We start from the raw sequence: 19908 nt of genomic DNA, 5'->3' as shown, positions 1-19908 counted from the left end.
CTGGAGCCATGTCTTCGGCTGTTCCACTCAATGTGGGTATCACACGTTCTGCAGATTCGGGAGCGTCGCGCGCCGACGGCGAGAAGCGCGTACTGCTCGCGGAACCCCGCGGCTACTGCGCCGGCGTGGACCGCGCCGTCGAGACGGTGGAGAAGGCGCTCGAGAAGCACGGCGCCCCGATCTACGTGCGCAAGGAGATCGTCCACAACCGGCACGTCGTCGAGACGCTCACCGATCAGGGTGTCGTCTTCGTCGACGAGACCGACGAGGTTCCGGAGGGTGCGCTGCTGGTGTTCTCCGCCCACGGCGTGTCTCCCGCGGTCCACGAATCGGCCGCGGCGCGCGACCTGCGCACCATCGACGCCACCTGCCCGCTGGTCACGAAGGTCCACCAGGAAGCCAAGCGCTTCGCCCGCGACGACTTCGACATCCTCCTGATCGGCCACGAGGGCCACGAGGAAGTGGAGGGCACCGCCGGCGAGGCCCCCGATCACGTGCAGCTGGTCGACGGACCCGACTCCGTCGACGCCGTGACGGTCCGCGACGAATCGAAGGTCATCTGGTTGTCGCAGACCACGTTGAGCGTCGACGAGACGATGCAGACGGTCGCCCGGCTGCGGGAGCGTTTCCCGAATCTGCAGGACCCGCCGAGCGACGACATCTGCTACGCCACCCAGAACCGTCAGGTCGCCGTCAAGGCGATGGCGCCCGAATGCGACCTCGTCATCGTCGTCGGATCCCGCAACTCCTCGAACTCGGTTCGCCTCGTCGAGGTGGCACTTGGTGCGGGCGCGAAGGCGTCGTACCTGGTCGACTACGCACGCGAAGTGGATCCGGCCTGGCTCGACGGTGTCCGGACGGTCGGGATCACCTCGGGTGCGTCCGTGCCGGAGATCCTGGTGCGCGGTGTGATCGATCTGCTCGACGAGCACGGATTCCACGACGTCCAGCCGGTCACGACGGCCAACGAGACGCTGGTCTTCGCACTGCCGCGCGAGCTGCGGGCCGCGCGGACCTGATCGGCTCGCGACCCGCCCCGTCCCTGCTCTAGCGGGGCTGCTCCGTCTCGAACGGCGGCTCGTACCGGTCGCGGTAGCGCACCTGCGGAATGGGGTGGGCAGGCACGTCGGGGTTCGGCCGGGGTCGCGGCGTCGTCCGCGGCGGCACCGAACGTGGCGCCTGAGTGGTGCGCGGAGGTGCCGAGCGGGGTGCCTGCGCTGCCCGGTCGACCATCGGCGGTGGAGGCGCTGTGCGTCCGCCCGACGAGGACGAGCGGCGAGGCGGTGGGGTGGCCGCCCGTCGCGCCGAGCGGGGGTGCTCCCGTGCGGCGTCCTTGTCACGCGTCCGACGCGGCGGCGGAGACTGCTCCGACTCCTCGGCGGCGCGCCGAGGGCGGGCGGCGCGTGGCGCCCGCTGCGCGCGCCGCCGCTCGGACGTGCGAGCGGGACCGGTCTTGCGTTGCTGCAGCAGGAAGAGGCGGAGTCCGCCGATCAGCAGGGTCACCACGGTGGCGGCGAGCATCACCGGAAAGCGGTTGACCAGTGGATACGCGACGTTGATCGCCAGGTCTTTCAGTGCGGTGCTGTTCTCCTCCGCGATGAGACTCTGCCCGAGCGGCACCGCGACGAACAGGATCAGCGGCGGCTGGACGATCGCGGTGAACAGCGCGCGGTTGCCGGCAGCCGCCACGGCGAGGACACAGCCGAGGAAATAGAACGTGGAGAACGCAGCCGTGAGTTCGGTGCCACGAGCCGCATCGACAGCGAATCCGACAAAGGTGACTCCGACGGCCAGGAGAATGACACCCCACCAGGGGAGACCGGGGACCGTAGGGACAATCGACCGCCTGTCGAGCGGCACCCCAGAGCGAGCACGTTGGGTTGCAGACACACAACGACAGTAGCGGCAACTTGTTAACTAGCCTCGTTGGCGTGACCGGTAGAGCCTGAGAGATCCTCGCGATTTGTGCGTCTCGGCCACGAATCGACGGCGCTGACCTCGGTGACGTCGCCGTCGAACACGTCGAGGTCGTGAAGCTTGCGGGCGGTCACTGTGACCCGGGACTCCATCGACGCGACGGTGAGATTGAACGAGTCGACGGCCTTGCCGAGTTGGGAGCCGAGACGGTCGAGGTGCGCGCCGACCGTCCCCAGCCGCGAATACAGCTCCCGGCCGAGCTGGTGGATCTTCGCGGCGTCCCGAGACAGCGCCTCCTGGCGCCAGGTGTGCGCGATGGTCCGCAGCAATGCGATGAGCGTGGTGGGGGTGGCGAGGATCACGTTCCGTGAGAACGCGTGCTCGAGCAGCCCGGAATCGGCGGTCAGCGCCGCGTCCAGGAACGGATCACCGGGCACGAACAGCACCACGAACTCCGGCGTCGGGTCGAACGACTCCCAGTACGTCTTGTCGGCCAACTGGTCGACGTGCGTCCGCAGCTGCCGGGCGTGTCTGGAGAGGTGCTGTTCCCGGGCGGCCGGGTCTTCCGTCTGCGCGGCGTCCAGGTACGCCGCGAACGGGACCTTGGCGTCGACCACGATCTGCTTGCCGCCCGCGAGGTACACGAGCAGGTCGGGACGGACACCCTCCTTCGACACCTGGGTGTCGAAGTCGCAGTGCCGAACCATCCCGGCCAGTTCGACCACCCGCTCCAACTGGATTTCACCCCACCGGCCCCGGATCTGCGGCGCCCGCAGCGCCGTGACGAGTCTGTTCGTCTGCGTGGACAGCATCTGTGACGTGCGGTGCATGCCCTCGACCTGCTCACTGAGTCCGGCGTACGCGTGAACCCGGCTGCGTTCGACGTGGTCCACCTGTTCCGCCAGCGCGCCGACGGCCTCGTGCAGCGGCCCGACCAGTCGCGAGATCTGCTCGCCGATCGAACCCGAGTGGCGGCGGGCAGAATCCTCGCTGACGGCGCCGAGTGACTGCCGCAGCAGGGCCTCGTTCTCGCGCAGCGCGGCGAGCTGTGCCTCCGCTCGCGCCGCCCGATCACCGCTCCGCGCCGCGTGCAGCAGCCACCCGAGGGCGGTGCCCGCGGCGAGCGCCAGGAGCATTCCGAGTGCAGCGAGTGCATTCATGTGGCTCATGGTGCACCGACCCACCGACATGTGGGGCACCGCCCCGCTACATGTGGGGCACCGCCCCAGCGACACGTCGAATCGCTCGGACGCCACGCGGCCGAGGTGTTCGAGGTTGTCGGCACGGTGCTCTACGGTCTCGGGACATGAGGATCCTGCACACTTCGGACTGGCACATCGGACGCACGTTCCACGGGGTGGACCTGCTCACCGACCAGGCCCGTGTGCTCGACGCGATCGCCGCCCTCGTCGCCGAGCACGGCGTGGACGTCGTCGTCGTTTCCGGTGACGTGTACGACCGGTCGATCCCCAGCGCGGACGCCGTCACCGTGTGCAACCGCGGCTTCGAAGCGATCCGGGACGCCGGCGCGGTCATCGTCGCCACGTCCGGCAACCACGACTCCGCGGCGCGGCTCGGGGCGGGTGCCGCGTTCTCCCGCGCGGGCGGGCTGCACCTCATGACGACGGTCGCCGGGATCGGCTCGCCCGTCGTGCTCGAGGACGCGCACGGTCCCGTCGCGTTCTACGGCATTCCCTATCTCGAGCCCGAGATCACCCGCGCGCAACTGGACGTGCCGACCGCGCGGTCGCACGCCGAGATCCTCGACGCCGCGATGGACCGTGTCCGCACCGACCTCGACAGGCGGAACGACACCACACCGCTCACCAGGTCCGTGGTGCTCGCCCACGCGTTCGTCGTGGGCGCCGAGGCCACCGGGTCGGAGAGGTCCATCTCCGTCGGCGGCGTCGAGACGGTGTCGGCTTCGGCCTTCGGCGGGGTCGACTACGTCGCGCTCGGCCACCTCCACTCGCCCCAGACCCTCGCGGAAAACATCCGGTACTCGGGTTCGCCGCTGCCGTACTCCTTCGGCGAGCGCACCCACAGCAAGGCGGTCTACCTCGTGGATCTCGACGCCGACGGACTGCGGACCGTCGAGCGGGTCGACCTGCCGGTGGTCCGCGGTCTCCGACAATTGACAGGGACGGTGCAGGAGTTGCTCGAGGACGACACGTACCGCGACGCCGAGGACTGCTACGTGTCGGCGGTGCTCACCGACCCGGAACGCCCGGTCGACGCCATGCGCTCACTCCAGACCCGCTTCCCGTTCGCCGTTCACCTCGAGTGGCAACGCCCCGAGGGCGGCGACGATCTGCGCTACCGGGACAAGGTGCACGGGCGCAGCGATCTGCAGATCACGCGCAGCTTCCTCACCGACGTGCGCAGCGAACCGTCGACCGGCGAGATCCGGCTGGTGGAAGCCGCACTCGGCTTCGCCGACCGGGCCGGCGAAGACACCGCCGAGGTCGTCGCGCTGGAACAGACGGCATGAGGCTGCATCGACTCGAAGTCGAAGCCTTCGGGCCGTTCGCAGGATCCGTGGAAGTCGACTTCGATCGGCTCGGCGCGGACGGGCTCTTCCTGCTGCACGGTCATACCGGCGCCGGTAAGACGACAGTCCTCGACGCGGTGGCGTTCGCGCTGTACGGCACGGTGCCCGGGGCACGGAAGGACGGCAAGCGCCTCCTGTCCGACCACGCGCCCGCCGGTTCCGTTCCCACGGTGACGCTCGAGGCGACGATCGCGGGCCGGCATCTGCGTCTCGTCCGCAGCCCCGAGTTCGAGCGTCCGAAGCGCCGTGGGTCGGGGACCATCAAGGAGAACGCGAAGGCCACGCTCACCTGGCTCGACGGCCGCGGGGAGAACCTGTCACGAATCCCCGACATCGCCGACGAGGTCGGTCGGCTGATGGGTATGAGCGCCGACCAGTTCTTCCAGGTGGTTCTGCTGCCGCAGGGGGAGTTCGCGAAGTTCCTGCGCGCCGACAACGAGGAACGCGGTCAGCTCCTGGAGAGGCTGTTCGACACCACCCGATTCGGGACGGTGGAGGAGTGGTTCCTCGACCGCAGGCGCACCAGCGCCCACGACCTGGACGAGCATCAACGGGCCATCGACGTGCTGCTGGCACGGGTCGCGACGGCCGCGGGTATCGAGGGAGGCGCAGATGCCGATCCGGTGACCTGGGCCCACAAGCTCGAGGACGAGGCCCGCGAGACCCGTGACCTGGCTGCGGACGACCTGCAGAACGCCAAGAGCCGGGCGAAGATGGCCCGCGACGCGCTCACGGAGGCGCGCCGCGTCCTCGAACTCCAGAACCGCAGGCGGCGAGCCGAGGCGGAACTCGAGGCCCACGCAGCGGGGGCGGCCCGGCGGGCGGTCCTGGTCGCCGAATTGGCGGATGCGCGCCGGGCCGAACCTGTCGCGACCGTCGCGCACGAGGCCGACGCCGCCCGGGCCAAGGCTGCGGCTGCCGCGCGGAACGTCGAGGCGATCACGGACGGATTGCGCTCGACGGCGGGCGGCGCCGATCTCGTGGCGGAGTTGTCCTGGCCTCCGACCGCTGACGAACGGGAGCACATCCGGTCGAGTATCCGGGCCTGGCGTGACGAGATCGTGCGCCTCGACGGAGCACTCGCCGAATCCGTCGCCGCCGACCGGCTCGCTGTCGAAGTGGAGCGACTGCACGCCCGGCAGGTCGAACTCGCCGAGGCCGGTGACGCGCTGACCCGGGAGCGGGAACAATTGCCGCTCGCTCTGCGGGAAGCGGAGAAGGCGCTCGACTCGGCGCAGAAGGCCCGCGCCGCACTCCCGGCCCTCGTCGATGCCCGGGACCGGGCAGCCGACGCTGCCTCGGCGGCAGCGGATCTCCGTACCCGCCGCACCGAGCGCGATCGGCTCGAGCGCGGCGTGCTCGATGCCCGACGGAAGCATCAGGACGCGCGGGAACACTGGCTCGACCTGCTGCAACGTCGGATCGCGGGTATGGCAGCCGAACTGGCGGGCACGCTCGAAGACGGTGTCCCGTGCCAGGTGTGCGGTTCGCCCGAGCACCCGCAGCCTGCCGAACCGTCCGAGCTGTCGGTCACGAAGGCCGACGAGGACAAGGCCCTCGCCGCGGAGCAGAAAGCCGCGGCGGCGCTGACGACCGCGACCGAGAAATTGGGCGCGGTGGAGCGCGCGATCGACGTGCTCGTCCAGCGCGGCGGCGACGGTGACGCGGACGAACTCGCGCAGGCACTCACGGTCGCGGACACGGCGGTGGGGGAGGCGACCGCGCTCGGCGACGAGGTCGAGCGCCGGTCCGCATCGCTCACCGAACTGCGGGACCGCGAGAGTCACCTGCAGGAACGGTCACGGGACGTGGGCGTCGACGCCGCCACCGTGGCCGAGAGGATCACTGCGAGTACGACACAGTTCGGGGAGATCCGGGCCCGGGTGAGCGAGGCGGCAGGTGACGACCCGAGCGTGGCGGCTCGTCGCGCACGACTCGACGCCCTCGCCGAGTCCGCATCCGAGCTGCTCGACGCGCGGGACGCCGGTGCCGGAGCCGAGTCGGCGGCCCGTGAACTCGCGGCGAAGGCCGAAACACTCGCCGGGGACGCCGGTTTCGACGGCACTGCCGACGCCCTGGCCGCGGTCCGGACGCCCGCCCGCCAGAGTGAGATCGAGGCCGTGCTCACGGCGGCGCGGGACGCCGAGGTCGGGGCGCGCAGCGTGCTCGACGACCCCGAGGTCGTTGCCGTCGCCGAGGCAGATCCCGTGGAACTGGCGTCCGTCCAGCACGCGCACGACGTGGCCGCGGAGGTCGTGAACGTCGCCGTCGCGGCGGCATCCGACGCCGAGCGCCGACTGCTCGATCTGGAACGGTTCGTCGGTCAACTCGACAAGGCCGCCGAGGCGATCGCGCCGATGCAGGCCGCGCACGAGGAGTTGGCCGCCCTCGCCGAGGTGATCGCGGGCCGTGGCCAGAACGCCAGGAAGATGTCGCTGCGGTCGTATGTGCTGGCGGCCCGGCTGGAAGAGGTGGCCGTCTCGGCATCCGCGCGGCTCGGCCGGATGTCGGCGGGACGGTACGAGTTCGTCCACAGCGACGAGGCCGGTCCGAGAGGCCGCCGCGGTGGCCTGGGGCTGGACATCCGCGACGACTACACCGGAGTGGTGCGTTCGGCCAAGACCCTGTCCGGCGGTGAGTCGTTCCTGGCGTCGCTGTCGCTGGCGCTCGGTCTCGCCGATGTCGTCGCGGCGGAGTCGGGAGGCGTTGTCCTCGACACGATGTTCATCGACGAGGGATTCGGCACCCTCGACGCGGACACCCTCGACTCGGTGATGGGCGTCCTCGACGAGCTTCGTGACGGCGGCCGGGTGGTCGGGATCGTCAGTCACGTCGACGAGATGCGTCAGCGAATCCCGAGCCGGCTGCACGTGATTCGCGGACGCACCGGCTCCACGGTGGAGGTCGTCGCCGGCTGAGTGCCGGTCAGTCCGCCTTGGGCGCGACGGCGGCCTCGTCGACGGTGACGCCCTCCCGTTCGGCGTCGTCGAGGTCGTCGTTCGCGGCGTCGGCGTCGGCGATGTTGCTTTCGGCGCTGTGCTCGTCGATCTGCTCACCGATGTAGCGCACCACCACGGCGGCGACGGCGGCGGCGGGCACCGCGAGGAAGGCGCCGACGATCCCGAAGACGGAGGCGCCGGCGGTCACGGCGAGCAGAACCACCACGGCGTGCAGTTTCATGCTCTTGCTCTGGAGAACGGGCTGCAGCACGTTGCCCTCGATCTGCTGCACCACGAGGATGATGATCAGCACGATCACCGCGGTGGTGAGGCCGTTGGCCACCAACGCGACGAGCACGGCGAGAGCACCGGCGACGAATGCACCGACGATCGGGACGAAGCCACCGATGAACGTCAGGATCGCGAGGACCGGTGCGAGCGGCACACCGAGAATGAGCAGTCCGGCGCCGATGAAGACGGCGTCGATGAGGCTGACCAGTGCCTGCGTCCGGATGAACCCGCCGAGCGTGTCCCACATGCGGCCCAGCACCACTTCGAGGTGACGGCCCGCGCGGCCGCCGCCGACGGAGTGCAGCCACGGGATGAACCGGGGGCCGTCCTTGATGAAGAAGAACGACAGCACCAGCACGAGGCCGAGCGTGAGCAGTAGGGAGCTGGCAGTGCTGACCCCGGTGAACACACCGGACGCGATGACCGTCCCACTCTCCTGCACCTTCACGACGATGGTGTGGATGCCCTGCTCGATCTGATCGTCCTGCAGGTTGATCGGCGGACCCTTCAACCAGTCCTGCACCTGGTTGATGCCCTCGGTGGCCTTGTTGGCCAGCTCGGGTGCCTGGTTGACGACGGACGGCACGATGCCCGCGATGATTCCGGCCACGACGGCGATGAACACGACGAGCGACGTCGCGGCGGCCGCCGCCGGGGGAATACGTCGTCTCGTCATCGCCCGGGTCGGCGGCCACAGCACCGTGCACACCACGACGGCCAGGAGCACGGGGAGGACGATCACCCACAGCTTTTCGATGATCCACCCGAACAACAACGCACCCAGCGAGATGGCCACGAGGACCAGTGACCACTTGGCCAGCCACATCGCACCCACCCCGATGAGATGCCCGCGGTCCGGTTTCGTGACCGTGCTCCCGGACGGTGCCGGGGCTTCCTTCTCCGTCACAGATGGTCCTCCCTGCCGTGTCTGCTCAGTTGATCAGTACTGACAGTACTGGGGGACGCCGGGACGGCCCGGTGTGGTCAGCAGCAGCGGGCACCTGGGTTCGCGTCGGCGTCCGCATAGCGCGCCTTCCAGTACTCGCGCTCGGTCGGCACCTCGGCGTCCGGATGGTTCCGGCGGAGGTGTTCGACGTACCTGCTGTAGTCGTGGTCGCCCATCAGCGACCCCGTCCACCACCAGGCGGTCCGGACGGCCCGCACGACCCTATTCATCATGGTGATGTGCCCTGTCCGTGTGGGTGTGCGCAGCACCGGGTGCGCGCACCGCTCCCGACGCGATGAGTTCGTTCCATTCCTTGTCGAGTTCCTTCTCGGCGGCGGTGGGGACGAACCCGGCAGGCGCGAAGATCTTCGACGGCTGCTCGGGTGACTCGGTGGTCGGCAGTCCACCCGCCCGGAACGCCTTGATGCACACGAGCACTCCGGCCACCACGACGACGAGGACGAGGCCGGCGAACACGATCGACAGGGTCCCCTGGATGAACGTGTTGCGGATGACGGCGTCGATGGCCTCGGGGGTCTTGGCGGAACCGAAGCTGGTATTGCCGGCTTCCTTCGCTTCCTTGAACGCGGCGTGCTGGGACCAGTAGCCGACGGCGGTGTTGCCGGAGAAGATCTTCTGCCAGGACGCCGTCATGGTCACGATCAGGTCCCAGACGAGGGGAACGCCGGGAATCCATGCCCACTTGAACAGGCCCCTCTTCATGACGACGGCGAGGACCACGGTCAGCGCGATCGCAGCGAGCAACTGGTTCGCGATGCCGAAGAGCGGGAACAGGGTGTTGATTCCGCCGAGCGGGTCGGTGACGCCCATCAGCAGGATTGCGCCCCACAGGCCGACGACGGCCAGCGAGCACACCCAGGCTCCGACGCGCCACGACGGATCCTTGAACTTGCGGGCGGGTCCGCCGAAGTTGCCGAGCGAGTCGGACAGCATGAACCGGGCGACACGGGTGCCTGCGTCGACGGTGGTGAGGATGAACAACGCCTCGAACATGATCGCGAAGTGATACCAGAACGACTTGAGGGCGGCGCCGCCGAGGAACTGGCTGAGCACTTCCGACATGCCGAACGCGAGCGTCGGGGCACCGCCGGTGCGCGAGATGATCGACTCCTCGCCCACGTTCTCCGCGGCCTGCGCGAGCGTGTCGGGGCTGATGTTCGGGCTGGACAGTCCGAGGCCGTTCACATACGCGGCGGCCGTCTCGGGGGTCCCGCCGGTGAGGGTGGCCGGTGCGTTGAGCGCGAAGTACAGGTGCTGGTCGATGATGCACGCGGTGACGAGCGCCATGATCGCGACGAACGACTCGGTGAGCATGCCCCCGTATCCGATCAGCCGCATCTGCTTTTCCTTCGCCAGCAGCTTGGGTGTGGTGCCGGAGGAGATGAGGGCGTGGAAGCCGGACAGCGCGCCGCACGCGATCGTGATGAACAGGAACGGGAACAGCGAGCCCGCGAACGCGGGGCCGTTGCCCTGGATGGCGAACGTCGTGACGTCGGGCATCTTGATGGTGGGCTGCGCGACCAGGATGCCGATGGCCAGCAGGATGATCGTGCCGATCTTCATGAACGTCGACAGGTAGTCGCGCGGGGCCAGCAGCAGCCAGACGGGCAGGACGGATGCGGCGAAACCGTAGGCGATCATCAGCCAGGCGATGGTCACCTTGGAAAGCGTGAACCAGTCGGCGCCCCAGCCGGTGTCGGCGACCCAGCCGCCGGACACGATGGCGAGGAGCAGCAGCACGACGCCGATCAGCGACACCTCGGCGACCTTGCCCGGGCGCAGGTACCGCAGGTAGACGCCCATGAACAGGGCGATCGGGATGGTCATGGCGATGGAGAAGACGCCCCACGGGCTTTCCGCGAGCGCGTTGACGACGACGAGGGCGAGCACCGCGATGAGGATGATCATGATGACGAAGACGCCGATCATGGCGGCGACACCGCCGACGAGGCCGAGTTCGTCGCGGGCCATCTGACCGAGGCTGCGTCCGCGGCGTTTCGTCGAGATCCACAGGACGAGGAAGTCCTGGACGGCCCCGGCGAAGACGACGCCGATGATGATCCACAGCGTGCCGGGCAGGTAGCCCATCTGCGCGGCGAGGACGGGACCGACGAGGGGGCCTGCGCCGGCGATGGCGGCGAAGTGGTGCCCGAACAGCACCCGCCGGTCCGTCGGCATGTAGTCCTTGCCGTTCTCCAGGATCTCGGCGGGCGTGGCCCGGTCGTCACGGGGTTGGACGAGTTTGCGCTCGATCAGCCGCGCGTAGAAGCGGTAGGCGATGAGATAGGTGCAGACGGCGGCCACCACGAACCAGACGGCGTTGATGTTCTCGCCGCGGATGAACGCGATCATCACCCAGGCGATGCCGCCGAGAAGGCCGAGGACGGCGAACGTGATCCGCGTCGCCGGTGAGATGGGGGTGCGGTCCACGACGCCGACCGCTGGTAGATCCGGATCCGTTTTCAGGTACTCGATCTCGGATTCGGGTGCGGCTCTCAGGGCCATCGCGAACTCCTTCCCAGCGCCCCCGTCGTCATTGTGTGCCAGGGGTGACGCCGTCGACAGATGCCACATCTCTTGTGGCCCCCGTCACCCTATTGCGCCGACGTTCGGTTCGACGAAAAAACGACGTCAGAAGCGAGACGAATCGGCGTCGATCCAGTCGGTGAGCCACTCCGACGGCGGATCCTCGAGCAGTTCGCCGGGCATTAGCCACTCGTACAGTTCCGCGTAGGTGCGGGTGGTGACTCCGTCGATCCGCCGGTTGAGCATCGCCGGTGTCAGTTGGTCGAAGCTGTCGAGACCCATCGATGCCACCATCTGCTGGGCGCCGGCCACCGTCGACTTCTGGAACCGGAACACCCTGGCCGCCTTGTCGGGGACGTCGAGTGCGCGGGTCCGCGCCGGGTCCTGGGTCGTCACCCCGACGGGGCAGCGGTTGGTGTGGCACATCTGCGCCTGGATGCACCCGACGGCGAACATCATCGCGCGGGCGGCCAGCGTGAAGTCGGCGCCCTGGATGATCCGTTTGACGATGTCGGATGCGCTGGCGACCTTCCCGGACGCGCCGATCTTGATGCGGTTCCGCAGTCCGGCGCCGGTGAGCGCGTTGTGCACGAGCATCAGCCCCTCGGTGAGGGGCATGCCCATGTTGTCCTCGAATTCCACTGGACCTGCACCGGTTCCGCCCTCGGAGCCGTCGACGATGACGAAGTCCGGGGTGACGTCGCGTTCGAGCATCGCCTTGCAGATGCCGAGGAACTCGGTGCGCGATCCGACGCACAATTTGAACCCGACGGGTTTGCCGCCGGAGAGCTTTCGCAGGGTAACGATGAAGTCGATCAGCTCGTTCGGGGTGGAGAACGCGGTGTGCGAGGGCGGGGAGATCACCGTCTTCCCGACCGGCACGCCGCGCGTCTCGGCAATCTCCCGCGACACCTTCGCCCCGGGCAGCACACCGCCGAGCCCGGGTTTCGCGCCCTGCGACAACTTGATCGAAATCGCCTTCACCTGCTCTGAGGCTGCATGTTCGGCGAACTTGCCGGGATCGAAGTGACCGTCGTCCGTCCGGCACCCGAAGTAGCCGGACGCGATCTCCCAGATCAGGTCGCCGCCGTGCTTGCGGTGATACGGGCTGATCGCGCCCTCGCCGGTGTCGTGCGCGAACCCGCCGCGCGCGGCCCCGGCGTTGAGGGCTTCGATGGCGTTCGCGGAGAGCGAGCCGAAGCTCATCGCCGACACGTTGAGAAGCGCGATGTCGTAGGGCCGTTCGCAGTCGGGGCCGCCGATGCGCACGGTCGGCGGCTCGGGCGGTGCCATCCGGGCGCGCAGCGAATGGGCCATGAACTCGTAGCCGACGGCGTGCACGTCCCGTTCGGTGCCGAACGGCTCCTCGGCGAGGGTCCCCTTGGCCCGCTCGTAGACGAGGTCGCGGGTGTCCCGGTCGAAGGGCGTTCCGTCCGTGGATGATTCGACGAAGTACTGCTGGATCTCGGGGCGAATCTTCTCGAGCAGGAACCGTGCGTGCCCGAGCGCCGGGTAGTTCCGCAGAATGCTGTGCCGCCGTTGCAGCAGATCCCATGTCCCGAGGGCTGCGAGCGCGAGAAGGACGACCGCGGCGAACCACCACCCGGTGGCAACGCCGAGGGCCAGGGCGAGAGCACCCAGTCCGAGGATCCATAACGCGAGGACGATCAACCAGCGGGTCACTCGCTGAGACTAGAACCTCACGTGAGTGCCGACGCGTACTCCGGCACTTTCCCACTCACGGGGGAGACAGGTGGGATAGTGGACGCACGAGGTCAGCTGCCACGACAGGGGGATGTCATGACGGAGTCATCGAGCAATCCGGAGGTGTCGAGCAATCCGGTGCCGCCGAAGCCCGGCGACACGGGTGCGTACGGCTACCAGTACCCGACGCAGCAACAGCAGCCGCCGCAGTCGCAGCCGTACCCGGGCCAGTACGGCCCGCCGCCGCTGCCGCCCTCGAACGCCGGCTGGGCGGTGGCCGCCGTGCTGTTCTTCTGGCCGCTCGCGTTCGCCGCGTTCAACCACGTCCACGACGTGTACCCGAAGTGGGCGATGGGCGACTACCAGGGCGCCCAGTACGCGTCCGACCGCGCCAAGGCGCTCGGCAAGATCGCCCTGTGGATCTGGGTGGCGCTGATCGTCGTCTTCGTCATCGGGTACGCCATCCTGATCATCGCCCTCGTCGCGAACAGCAATACTTCGAGCTGGTGAGGCCGATGGTCGTTGATACGGCCCCGACGCCGTAGAATCCAACGACCGTGAGCCTTACCCTCGGAATCGTCGGACTGCCCAACGTCGGCAAGTCCACCTTGTTCAACGCGCTGACCAACAACGACGTGCTGGCCGCGAACTACCCGTTCGCGACCATCGAACCCAACGTCGGCCTGGTCGAACTGCCCGATCCGCGGCTGTCCGAGCTCGCCCGGATCTTCGGTTCCGAGCGCATCCTGCCCGCCACGGTGTCGTTCGTCGACATCGCCGGCATCGTCAAGGGCGCCTCCGAGGGCGCCGGCCTCGGCAACAAGTTCCTCGCCAACATCCGCGAGGCCGACGCGATCTGCCAGGTGGTTCGCGTCTTCAACGACGACGACGTCGTGCACGTCGACGGCCGCGTCGACCCCGCGTCCGACATCGAGGTGATCGAGACCGAGCTCGTCATCGCCGACATGCAGACGCTGGAGAAGGCCCTGCCGCGTCTGGAGAAGGAAGCGAAGAAGAACAAGGAACTCAAGCCCATCCACGAGGAGGCGCTGAAGGCGCAGGAAGTCCTCGACGAGGGCAAGACCCTGTTCAGCGCGAAGGACAAGCTGGACTTCTCGCTGCTGCGCGAGCTGAGCCTGCTCACCACCAAGCCGTTCCTGTACGTGTTCAACGCCGACGAGGCCGTGCTCACCGACGAAGCGAAGGTCGCCGAACTGCGCGCCTCCGTCGCCCCCGCGGACTCCGTGTTCCTCGACGCCAAGGTCGAGCAGGAGCTGCTGGAGCTGGACGAAGAGGACCGGCAGGAGATGCTCGACTCCATCGGACAGTCCGAGCCCGGCCTGCACGCACTCGCCCGCACCGGCTTCCACACCCTCGGCCTGCAGACCTACCTCACCGCAGGTCCCAAGGAGTCCCGCGCCTGGACCATCCACAAGGGCGACACCGCCCCGCAGGCCGCCGGCGTCATCCACACCGACTTCGAGCGCGGCTTCATCAAGGCCGAGATCGTCTCCTTCGACGACCTCGTCGCCGCCGGGTCCATGGCCGCCGCCAAGGCCGCAGGCAAGGTCCGCATGGAGGGCAAGGACTACATCATGGCCGACGGCGACGTGGTGGAGTTCCGCTTCAACGTCTGACAGCGGTTCCTCGCACGAGGATTCCGACGACGCCTGCGCCGACGAGTGAGATCAGCCCGGTGGTGACGGCGGCGTAGTCCCAGCCCGACACCATGCCGTCGACGGTGCCTGCCGGGTCGAGGGCGATGATGCTGACGACGGTGACGCCGATGGACGAGCCGAGGTAGCGGGCGGTGTTGTTGGCGCCGCTGCCGAGTCCGCCCTGGTCGGCGGGCACGCTGGCGACTGCTTGGCGGCCGAGGCCGGCGTTGAGGAGCCCGCTGGCGACGCCGGCGAGCAGCAGTCCCGGGACGAGGCGCAGCAGGGACGAGTCGGGGGTGAGGCCCGTCATCGTGAGCATGGCGACGCCGACGCCGGCGAGTCCGATGACGAGTTGTGGTGAGCCGGCGAGCCGCGCCGGGAGTGTGCGGGCGAGCAGTGACGCCACGACGCTCGTGCCCGACCACAGCGCGATCACCCCGGCTGCGGCCAGCGTGCTGACGTGCATCGTCTTGACGAGGAACGTGCACGCGAACGACATCAGACCGATGATGCCCGCCCCGGTCGCGAGGGCCGCGAGGGTGGCGGCCAGGAAGTCGCGTCGGCGGAACAACGCGAGGTCGAGCATCGGGAACGGTCGTCGCCGCTCGACCGCGACGAAGGCGAGGGTGAACACGGCAGCGCCGACGCCGCAGAGCACGGTGGCGGCGAGGTTGCCCTGCCTGCCCTCGACGAGTGCGACGAGCACCAGGACCATCGCGGCGCACAGCGTGACCGCTCCCGGGACGTCGATCCGCTTCGGGACGGCGGAGCGTGACTCCGCGAGCGCACGCGTCGCGACCTGTCCGATCACGAGCGACGCGGCGGCGAGTGCCCAGTACAGTCCGCGCCACCACCCGGCGAGGTCGAGGAGGCCGGCCAGGACGGGACCGACGGTGATGCCGGCGCCGACGCTCGCGCCCCAGATCCCGCTTGCCGTGGCCCGCGCCCCTGGCGTGGTGAAGGCGTGTGCGACGGCGCCGAGGCTGGCCGCGATCAGTGCCGCGCCCGCCACTCCCTGGATCAGTCGTCCGACGATGAACAGGACGGGTTCCTGACTGACCGCGCCGACCACCGCGCCCAGGGCGAGAAGCCAGGCACCCCAGTGGAACACCCGGCACCTGCCGTAGTCGTCGGCGAGTGCGCCCGCAGTCAATAGGACCGCGGCGAGGCCGACGCTCATCGAACTGAGAATCCACGTCTGCGCTGCCGGCCCTGCCGACAGTGCCGCGGCAACGGTGGGCATGTTGCCGAGCGGGGCGCAGAACGCGACCAGAGCGACGAACGTCCCGAGCGACGCGACGGCCAGCGTGGTCGCCGGGCGGGGTGTGCGTGCGCGGATCGGTGGGGCAACCGCAGTTGGTCTGTTCACAAGACTGAACTTAGAACCAATTTGGTCTGGTGACAAGACTGAATTGCGATAGCATGTGGGCGTGGCACTGGGAACCGGGTACTCGCAGCAGAACTGCAACCTCGCTCGCGCCCTCGAAGTGGTGGGTGAGCGGTGGACGATGCTCGTGCTGCGCGACTGTTTCTACGGGGTCCGCCGCTTCAGTGATCTGCTGGCCCATCTCGACATCTCGCGCGCCGTCCTGACGGATCGGCTGACCGCTCTCGTCGAGACCGGTGTCCTCGTCCGTGTCGCCGACGGCGGTCATCCCGAGTACGAGCTCACCGAGGCCGGAAAGGCGCTGTGGCCGAGCATCTATGCGCTGTCGCAATGGGGTGAGCAGTACGTGTCGCCCGGCAGTTACCCGGGCCGCGTGTTCTCGCACGCGGAGTGCGGAACGCAACTCGATCGTTTCGGGCGATGCCCCGACTGCGGCACGATCCCGGGCCCCGAGGACCTGGTGGTCGCGCCCGGGCCGGGGGAGGCCGTCCGTCCCCGCAGCGACACCGTCGCCGTGGCCCTGCGTGCACCCCGCCGGATGCTCACTCCGCTGCGTCCGCGCAGCGACGCCTGATCGGCGCGACCCTTACGCCGCGACGGGCAGGGCCGGTTCGAACGTCGCCCGCACCTGCAGCCATTGGGCGAGGATCTGGCATCCGGTGAGCCCGCTCGCATCGAGGGGTTCGCTGGCGTACGCGACATGCCGCCCGCCCCGCGCATTGACGACGCGCACACCGCGCCAGGCGAGGCGCGGCGGTAGGTAGCCGAGCACCTCGATCGCCGCGGTCCGCAGTCGACGCAGGTCGGTGCGCCACTGCCGAGGGCTGACGCGGGTCTTGGTCGCGTTCTGGAAGCTGTTGTTGCGGATCAGTTCCCACGTCTGGGCGAGCCACGTCCGCAGCGCGCGAAACGACATCCACCGGGTGAGGTCCGCGATGTCGCGGACGTAGCTGTCTTCGCTGGCATTGCAGATCATGTCGTCCGGGTGCGCGATCCACTGGACCGGAACGGAGTCGGGGATCGGGGCGCCGTCGCCCGCGACACCGCGCCCCCGGCAGCCCGGCACCACCCCCGCGGGTTGCTCGGGGTCGGAGACGAGACCCACCGCGGAGAGGTTGTCGGCGCGCAGGGCGCCGGTGGCGATCTGCCCGAGCACCTCACGGATCACGGTGCATCCCTGCGAGTAGCCGATCAGCATGACCGGTCCCGGAGCGTCCTCCATGGCGTCGATCAAGCGGCGGACGCCGACCTCGGTGCTCTCCCGGTAGCTGAGCCCGCCCGCGGCGACCGGCCCGTACGACGCCGGATAGCCGACCCACCGCGACACGAACCGGTCGTCGAGGGCATCGGTGACGTCACGCAACAGTCCGGAGACGTGGCGTCGGTGGTCATCGGGGTGGGACTCTCCGGTGCCACCGACGGCGAGAACGGTCACCTGGAACATGGCTCCCATCATGCCGACCGCGAGTAAGGATCCGTTCGGTCGACCCTGAGAAGTTCCTGGCAATCGGACGCCGTGGGATGTCACCCGATCGCCAGCGCGATCAAGGCCACCAGCGGGGGCACACTCTGCGACAGTGCGCCGACGACGCCGTCCCCGCGCTGTCGGCTGAGCGCCATCCGGTCCGAAAGGGCCAGGGCGATGCCGGCCAGGAACATGAAGAGGCAGGTGTAGACGACGAGGGTGCGACCCGGAGTGTCGTGACCCGCCCACCACAGGACGACGCCGGCGATGGCGCCGGAACCGAGGAACAGGTTGTAGAAGCCGACGTTGAACGCCCACAGATGGGCGGCGGGCACATCGCTGCCGGGGATGCGGAAGATGCCCTCGTGCACCGACGGCCTGCGGAACAGGACCGATTCCCACACGAACGCCAGCAGGTGCACGCCTGCGGCGACCAGTGTGGCGATCTGGGCGACGATGGTCACGGCGCACCCGCCCCGGTCGCGAGTTCGACGCCGTACCGATCGGTGACCTCGTGCAGCAGCCGGTCCATTTCCGCCGGCGAGTGCCCGCCGCGGCCGACCGCGTCGAGATCACCGAAGAAGCCGCTGTTGGATGCCCCGGCGGAGACGAGGAGGAAGTCGGCGGACTCGGAGAGGACCGTGAACGTATTCATCGTTCCCGCCTCGACGGCGATGGTTTCCCCCGCCGCGAGCTCGTACCCGGTGTCTCCGGCCTGGACGAGAATCCGGCCGCGCAGCACGTGGTAGGACTTCGGCCACGGTTCGGCGTGCAGTGGGCCGTCCGGCGCATTCCGGGACGCTTCGACGAGGAAGACTTCGTACGCTCCGCCGGCGTGATCGCCGCCGACCAGGACCGTGATGTCGGCGTCCGGTGCGGTGAGGTGCCTGCCGTCGCCTGCTCTGTTTACGTGAACGTGGGTGGACATACTGCGACGGTAGGACCGGCGTACCCCGCTGCCCATCCCCGGAATCTGGGATGGTGGTGTGCCTGTGACCAGCGCATACTGTGTTCATGCTGGAGGTCCGGGCGGAAAAGCTGCGCCGCGAGGTGCTCGCGGTCGCGGGATCGGGCGCCGGTGTCACACAGCTGCACGAGCGCGCCCTAGAACTGGTCGGTGAGACGGTGCGCAGCGACCTGACGTGCTGGGCGATGCTCGACCCGGAGACGCTCGCGATCAGTTCGATGACCAGCGGGCGTAGCCGGATCCCGCAGCAGTACGAGCCGCTGCTCGCCGAATCGGAGTACAACGGCGACGATCCGGGCACGTTCGCCGAACTCGCCCGCAGTGGTCGAACCGTCGCGCGGGCCTCGGACCTCCCCGCGGACGAGGTCGCGCACAGCCTCCGTCACGGCGCGGTGTGGGCGCCGCTGGGGCTCGGCAGCGAGGTCCGCCTCGTGTTCCGCGTCGACGGCGTGTGCTGGGGCGCAGCCGGATTCGTGCGGTCCGGACCGGATTTCACCGACCGTGAGCTCGAGTTCCTCACACTCGTGGCCCCCGGCCTGGCGGTCGCGACACGGGCCGCGTCCGTGCACGCCCCGGCGATCTCCGGTTGCGGCGACCAGGGTCCGGCGGTGGTGCTGACCGATGCCGCCGGCGATCCGGTCGCGCTCACGGCCGCTGCCCGCGGTTGGCAGGATCGCTTCGACGAGGTGGCCCCGGGCAGGCTGACCGTCGTGTTGCGGGCCGCGACGTTCGGGGCGCGATCCAGCGGTTCGGGGATCTTCAAGGCGCGTGTCCGCGATGCGGAAGGTGGCTGGATTCTGGTGCGCGCCACGGCCTTGATCGGCGGCGACGAACCGCAGACTGTGGTCACCCTCGAACCCGCGGTCGGCGGCGAGCTCACGGGACTGCTGCTCGCGGCCTATGCGGTGACCGCACGCGAACGTGATGTGTGCGCCGACGTGATCGCCGGCTACGCGACGTCCGAGATCGCGGACCGCCGCGGCATCACGGTGAACACCGTCCAGGACCACTTGAAATCGGTGTATGCGAAGGCCGGGGTCCGCAGCCGCGCGGAACTCGCCGCGCGGCTGCGGACCGGTCGCGAGCACTAGCTGCGGCTCACGAACCGGCCCCGCCGGAACACGCCTCCTGCGCGGCCGCCCACGTCGAACTGTCGACCCCGGGAGGAGCGCTCGACGCGTCCGGAGTTCCGCCCTCAGGCGGGGTCGAACCGTCGCCGCCCTCCGGCGGTGTCATCTCGCCGCCGGGCGGCGCCATTCCTCCCGGTGCGCCGCCACCGGCCTGGTCGGGCGGTGCGGGTACGCCGTTCTCCTCGAGGCAGGCCTGGAGTTCATCGCTTATCGTCGCGGCCGGGGCGCCGCCCTCCACGGCGGCGCTGCTGGTGTCGGTCGACGAAGTGCCGGACGACGCCTCGCCCGAACTACACGCGACGACGGAACATGCGAGACCGACAGCCATCGCCGCTCCACCGATGCCTCGAACCAATTGTGAACGCATGATCGATGCCGTTCCCTTCTGTGAGTGAGACACCACTAC

Annotated in this window: 18 protein-coding genes; 7 read left to right on the top strand and 11 right to left on the bottom strand. The window is 69.1% G+C overall.

Annotated elements, in window-relative coordinates:
• The first annotated feature begins 8 nt into the window (after nucleotides 1-8).
• Nucleotides 9-1019 (top strand): 4-hydroxy-3-methylbut-2-enyl diphosphate reductase, encoded by a 1011-nt coding sequence (locus tag G9373_RS01445; protein WP_167113640.1) that lies wholly within the window; start codon nucleotides 9-11, stop codon nucleotides 1017-1019.
• Nucleotides 1020-1047: 28 nt separating this feature from the next.
• On the opposite strand, the gene G9373_RS01440 is transcribed toward G9373_RS01445, so the two are convergent.
• Together G9373_RS01440 and G9373_RS01435 are read right to left on the bottom strand one after the other, a co-directional pair.
• Entirely contained in the window at nucleotides 1048-1890 is an 843-nt protein-coding gene (locus G9373_RS01440) for a DUF6542 domain-containing protein (RefSeq protein ID WP_317759257.1), read from the bottom strand.
• Between the two features lie 23 nt (nucleotides 1891-1913).
• On the bottom strand, nucleotides 1914-3077 hold the full coding sequence (locus tag G9373_RS01435) for a DNA recombination protein RmuC (RefSeq protein ID WP_167113637.1): 1164 nt from the start codon (nucleotides 3075-3077) through the stop codon (nucleotides 1914-1916).
• Nucleotides 3078-3223: 146 nt separating this feature from the next.
• On the opposite strand from G9373_RS01435, the gene G9373_RS01430 reads away from it, so the two are divergent.
• Nucleotides 3224-4408 carry an exonuclease SbcCD subunit D gene (locus G9373_RS01430; RefSeq protein WP_167113634.1) on the top strand — a complete coding sequence of 395 codons (1185 nt, stop codon included), beginning with the start codon at nucleotides 3224-3226 and terminating at the stop codon, nucleotides 4406-4408.
• Nucleotides 4405-7386 (top strand): SMC family ATPase, encoded by a 2982-nt coding sequence (locus tag G9373_RS01425; RefSeq protein ID WP_167113631.1) that lies wholly within the window; start codon nucleotides 4405-4407, stop codon nucleotides 7384-7386. The genes G9373_RS01430 and G9373_RS01425 overlap by 4 nt, the downstream gene beginning before the upstream one ends.
• Nucleotides 7387-7393: 7 nt before the next feature.
• Here G9373_RS01425 and G9373_RS01420 read toward each other — a convergent pair whose 3' ends face one another.
• From G9373_RS01420 to G9373_RS01405, 4 genes are all read right to left on the bottom strand, one after another.
• Entirely contained in the window at nucleotides 7394-8605 is a 1212-nt protein-coding gene (locus G9373_RS01420; RefSeq protein WP_005560521.1) for an AI-2E family transporter, read from the bottom strand.
• Nucleotides 8606-8682: 77 nt separating this feature from the next.
• Complete coding sequence (locus G9373_RS01415) at nucleotides 8683-8862, bottom strand: YbdD/YjiX family protein (protein WP_043786824.1); 180 nt, start codon at nucleotides 8860-8862, stop codon at nucleotides 8683-8685.
• A 4-nt stretch (nucleotides 8863-8866) separates the two neighbouring features.
• Entirely contained in the window at nucleotides 8867-11170 is a 2304-nt protein-coding gene (locus G9373_RS01410) for a carbon starvation CstA family protein (RefSeq protein ID WP_167113628.1), read from the bottom strand.
• Nucleotides 11171-11296: 126 nt separating this feature from the next.
• Nucleotides 11297-12874 carry an FMN-binding glutamate synthase family protein gene (locus G9373_RS01405; protein WP_167113625.1) on the bottom strand — a complete coding sequence of 526 codons (1578 nt, stop codon included), beginning with the start codon at nucleotides 12872-12874 and terminating at the stop codon, nucleotides 11297-11299.
• A gap of 117 nt (nucleotides 12875-12991) precedes the next feature.
• Between G9373_RS01405 and G9373_RS01400 the strand changes: the two genes are divergently transcribed.
• On the top strand, nucleotides 12992-13405 hold the full coding sequence (locus G9373_RS01400; protein WP_005560516.1) for a CD225/dispanin family protein: 414 nt from the start codon (nucleotides 12992-12994) through the stop codon (nucleotides 13403-13405).
• A 47-nt stretch (nucleotides 13406-13452) separates the two neighbouring features.
• The gene (gene ychF / locus G9373_RS01395; protein ID WP_005239054.1) at nucleotides 13453-14532 is read left to right on the top strand and encodes a redox-regulated ATPase YchF; all 1080 of its coding nucleotides are present in this window, start codon (nucleotides 13453-13455) and stop codon (nucleotides 14530-14532) included.
• Here the strand turns inward: ychF and G9373_RS01390 are convergent.
• Entirely contained in the window at nucleotides 14522-15922 is a 1401-nt protein-coding gene (locus G9373_RS01390; RefSeq protein ID WP_167113622.1) for an MFS transporter, read from the bottom strand. The genes ychF and G9373_RS01390 overlap by 11 nt on opposite strands.
• Nucleotides 15923-15977: 55 nt before the next feature.
• Between G9373_RS01390 and G9373_RS01385 the strand changes: the two genes are divergently transcribed.
• Nucleotides 15978-16514 (top strand): helix-turn-helix domain-containing protein, encoded by a 537-nt coding sequence (locus G9373_RS01385; RefSeq protein ID WP_167113619.1) that lies wholly within the window; start codon nucleotides 15978-15980, stop codon nucleotides 16512-16514.
• A gap of 12 nt (nucleotides 16515-16526) precedes the next feature.
• Here G9373_RS01385 and G9373_RS01380 read toward each other — a convergent pair whose 3' ends face one another.
• From G9373_RS01380 to G9373_RS01370, 3 genes are all read right to left on the bottom strand, one after another.
• Nucleotides 16527-17396: a PE-PPE domain-containing protein gene (locus tag G9373_RS01380; RefSeq protein WP_120659417.1), complete on the bottom strand. Its 870-nt coding sequence runs from the start codon at nucleotides 17394-17396 to the stop codon at nucleotides 16527-16529.
• A gap of 68 nt (nucleotides 17397-17464) precedes the next feature.
• Nucleotides 17465-17869: a DUF1304 domain-containing protein gene (locus G9373_RS01375; protein WP_005253691.1), complete on the bottom strand. Its 405-nt coding sequence runs from the start codon at nucleotides 17867-17869 to the stop codon at nucleotides 17465-17467.
• The gene (locus G9373_RS01370; protein ID WP_005253690.1) at nucleotides 17866-18333 is read right to left on the bottom strand and encodes a hypothetical protein; all 468 of its coding nucleotides are present in this window, start codon (nucleotides 18331-18333) and stop codon (nucleotides 17866-17868) included. Before G9373_RS01370 ends, G9373_RS01375 begins: the two co-directional genes overlap by 4 nt.
• A gap of 86 nt (nucleotides 18334-18419) precedes the next feature.
• Here G9373_RS01370 and G9373_RS01365 point away from each other — a divergent pair, with 86 nt between their 5' ends.
• Nucleotides 18420-19463 carry a helix-turn-helix transcriptional regulator gene (locus G9373_RS01365; protein WP_167113615.1) on the top strand — a complete coding sequence of 348 codons (1044 nt, stop codon included), beginning with the start codon at nucleotides 18420-18422 and terminating at the stop codon, nucleotides 19461-19463.
• 7 nt (nucleotides 19464-19470) lie between these two features.
• Here G9373_RS01365 and G9373_RS01360 read toward each other — a convergent pair whose 3' ends face one another.
• Nucleotides 19471-19830: a hypothetical protein gene (locus G9373_RS01360; protein WP_005567029.1), complete on the bottom strand. Its 360-nt coding sequence runs from the start codon at nucleotides 19828-19830 to the stop codon at nucleotides 19471-19473.
• Nucleotides 19831-19908: the final 78 nt, after the last annotated feature.

The sequence above is a fragment of the Rhodococcus sp. A14 genome (assembly GCF_011603105.1).
Classification (GTDB): domain Bacteria; phylum Actinomycetota; class Actinomycetes; order Mycobacteriales; family Mycobacteriaceae; genus Rhodococcus_F; species Rhodococcus_F opacus.
The sequence above is the reverse complement of the archived record's forward strand: the minus strand, read 5'-3'. Positions and strand labels throughout refer to the sequence as shown.

Excerpts from the sequence above, each read along its gene's own strand:
- G9373_RS01445 (WP_167113640.1), top strand. The coding sequence starts at position 9 with ATGTCTTCGGCTGTTCCACTCAATGTGGGTATCACACGTTCTGCAGAT.
- G9373_RS01435 (WP_167113637.1), bottom strand. The coding sequence starts at position 3,077 with ATGAATGCACTCGCTGCACTCGGAATGCTCCTGGCGCTCGCCGCGGGC.
- G9373_RS01430 (WP_167113634.1), top strand. The coding sequence starts at position 3,224 with ATGAGGATCCTGCACACTTCGGACTGGCACATCGGACGCACGTTCCAC.
- G9373_RS01425 (WP_167113631.1), top strand. The coding sequence starts at position 4,405 with ATGAGGCTGCATCGACTCGAAGTCGAAGCCTTCGGGCCGTTCGCAGGA.
- G9373_RS01410 (WP_167113628.1), bottom strand. The coding sequence starts at position 11,170 with ATGGCCCTGAGAGCCGCACCCGAATCCGAGATCGAGTACCTGAAAACG.
- G9373_RS01400 (WP_005560516.1), top strand. The coding sequence starts at position 12,992 with ATGACGGAGTCATCGAGCAATCCGGAGGTGTCGAGCAATCCGGTGCCG.
- G9373_RS01380 (WP_120659417.1), bottom strand. The coding sequence starts at position 17,396 with ATGATGGGAGCCATGTTCCAGGTGACCGTTCTCGCCGTCGGTGGCACC.
- G9373_RS01370 (WP_005253690.1), bottom strand. The coding sequence starts at position 18,333 with ATGTCCACCCACGTTCACGTAAACAGAGCAGGCGACGGCAGGCACCTC.
- G9373_RS01365 (WP_167113615.1), top strand. The coding sequence starts at position 18,420 with ATGCTGGAGGTCCGGGCGGAAAAGCTGCGCCGCGAGGTGCTCGCGGTC.
- G9373_RS01360 (WP_005567029.1), bottom strand. The coding sequence starts at position 19,830 with ATGGCTGTCGGTCTCGCATGTTCCGTCGTCGCGTGTAGTTCGGGCGAG.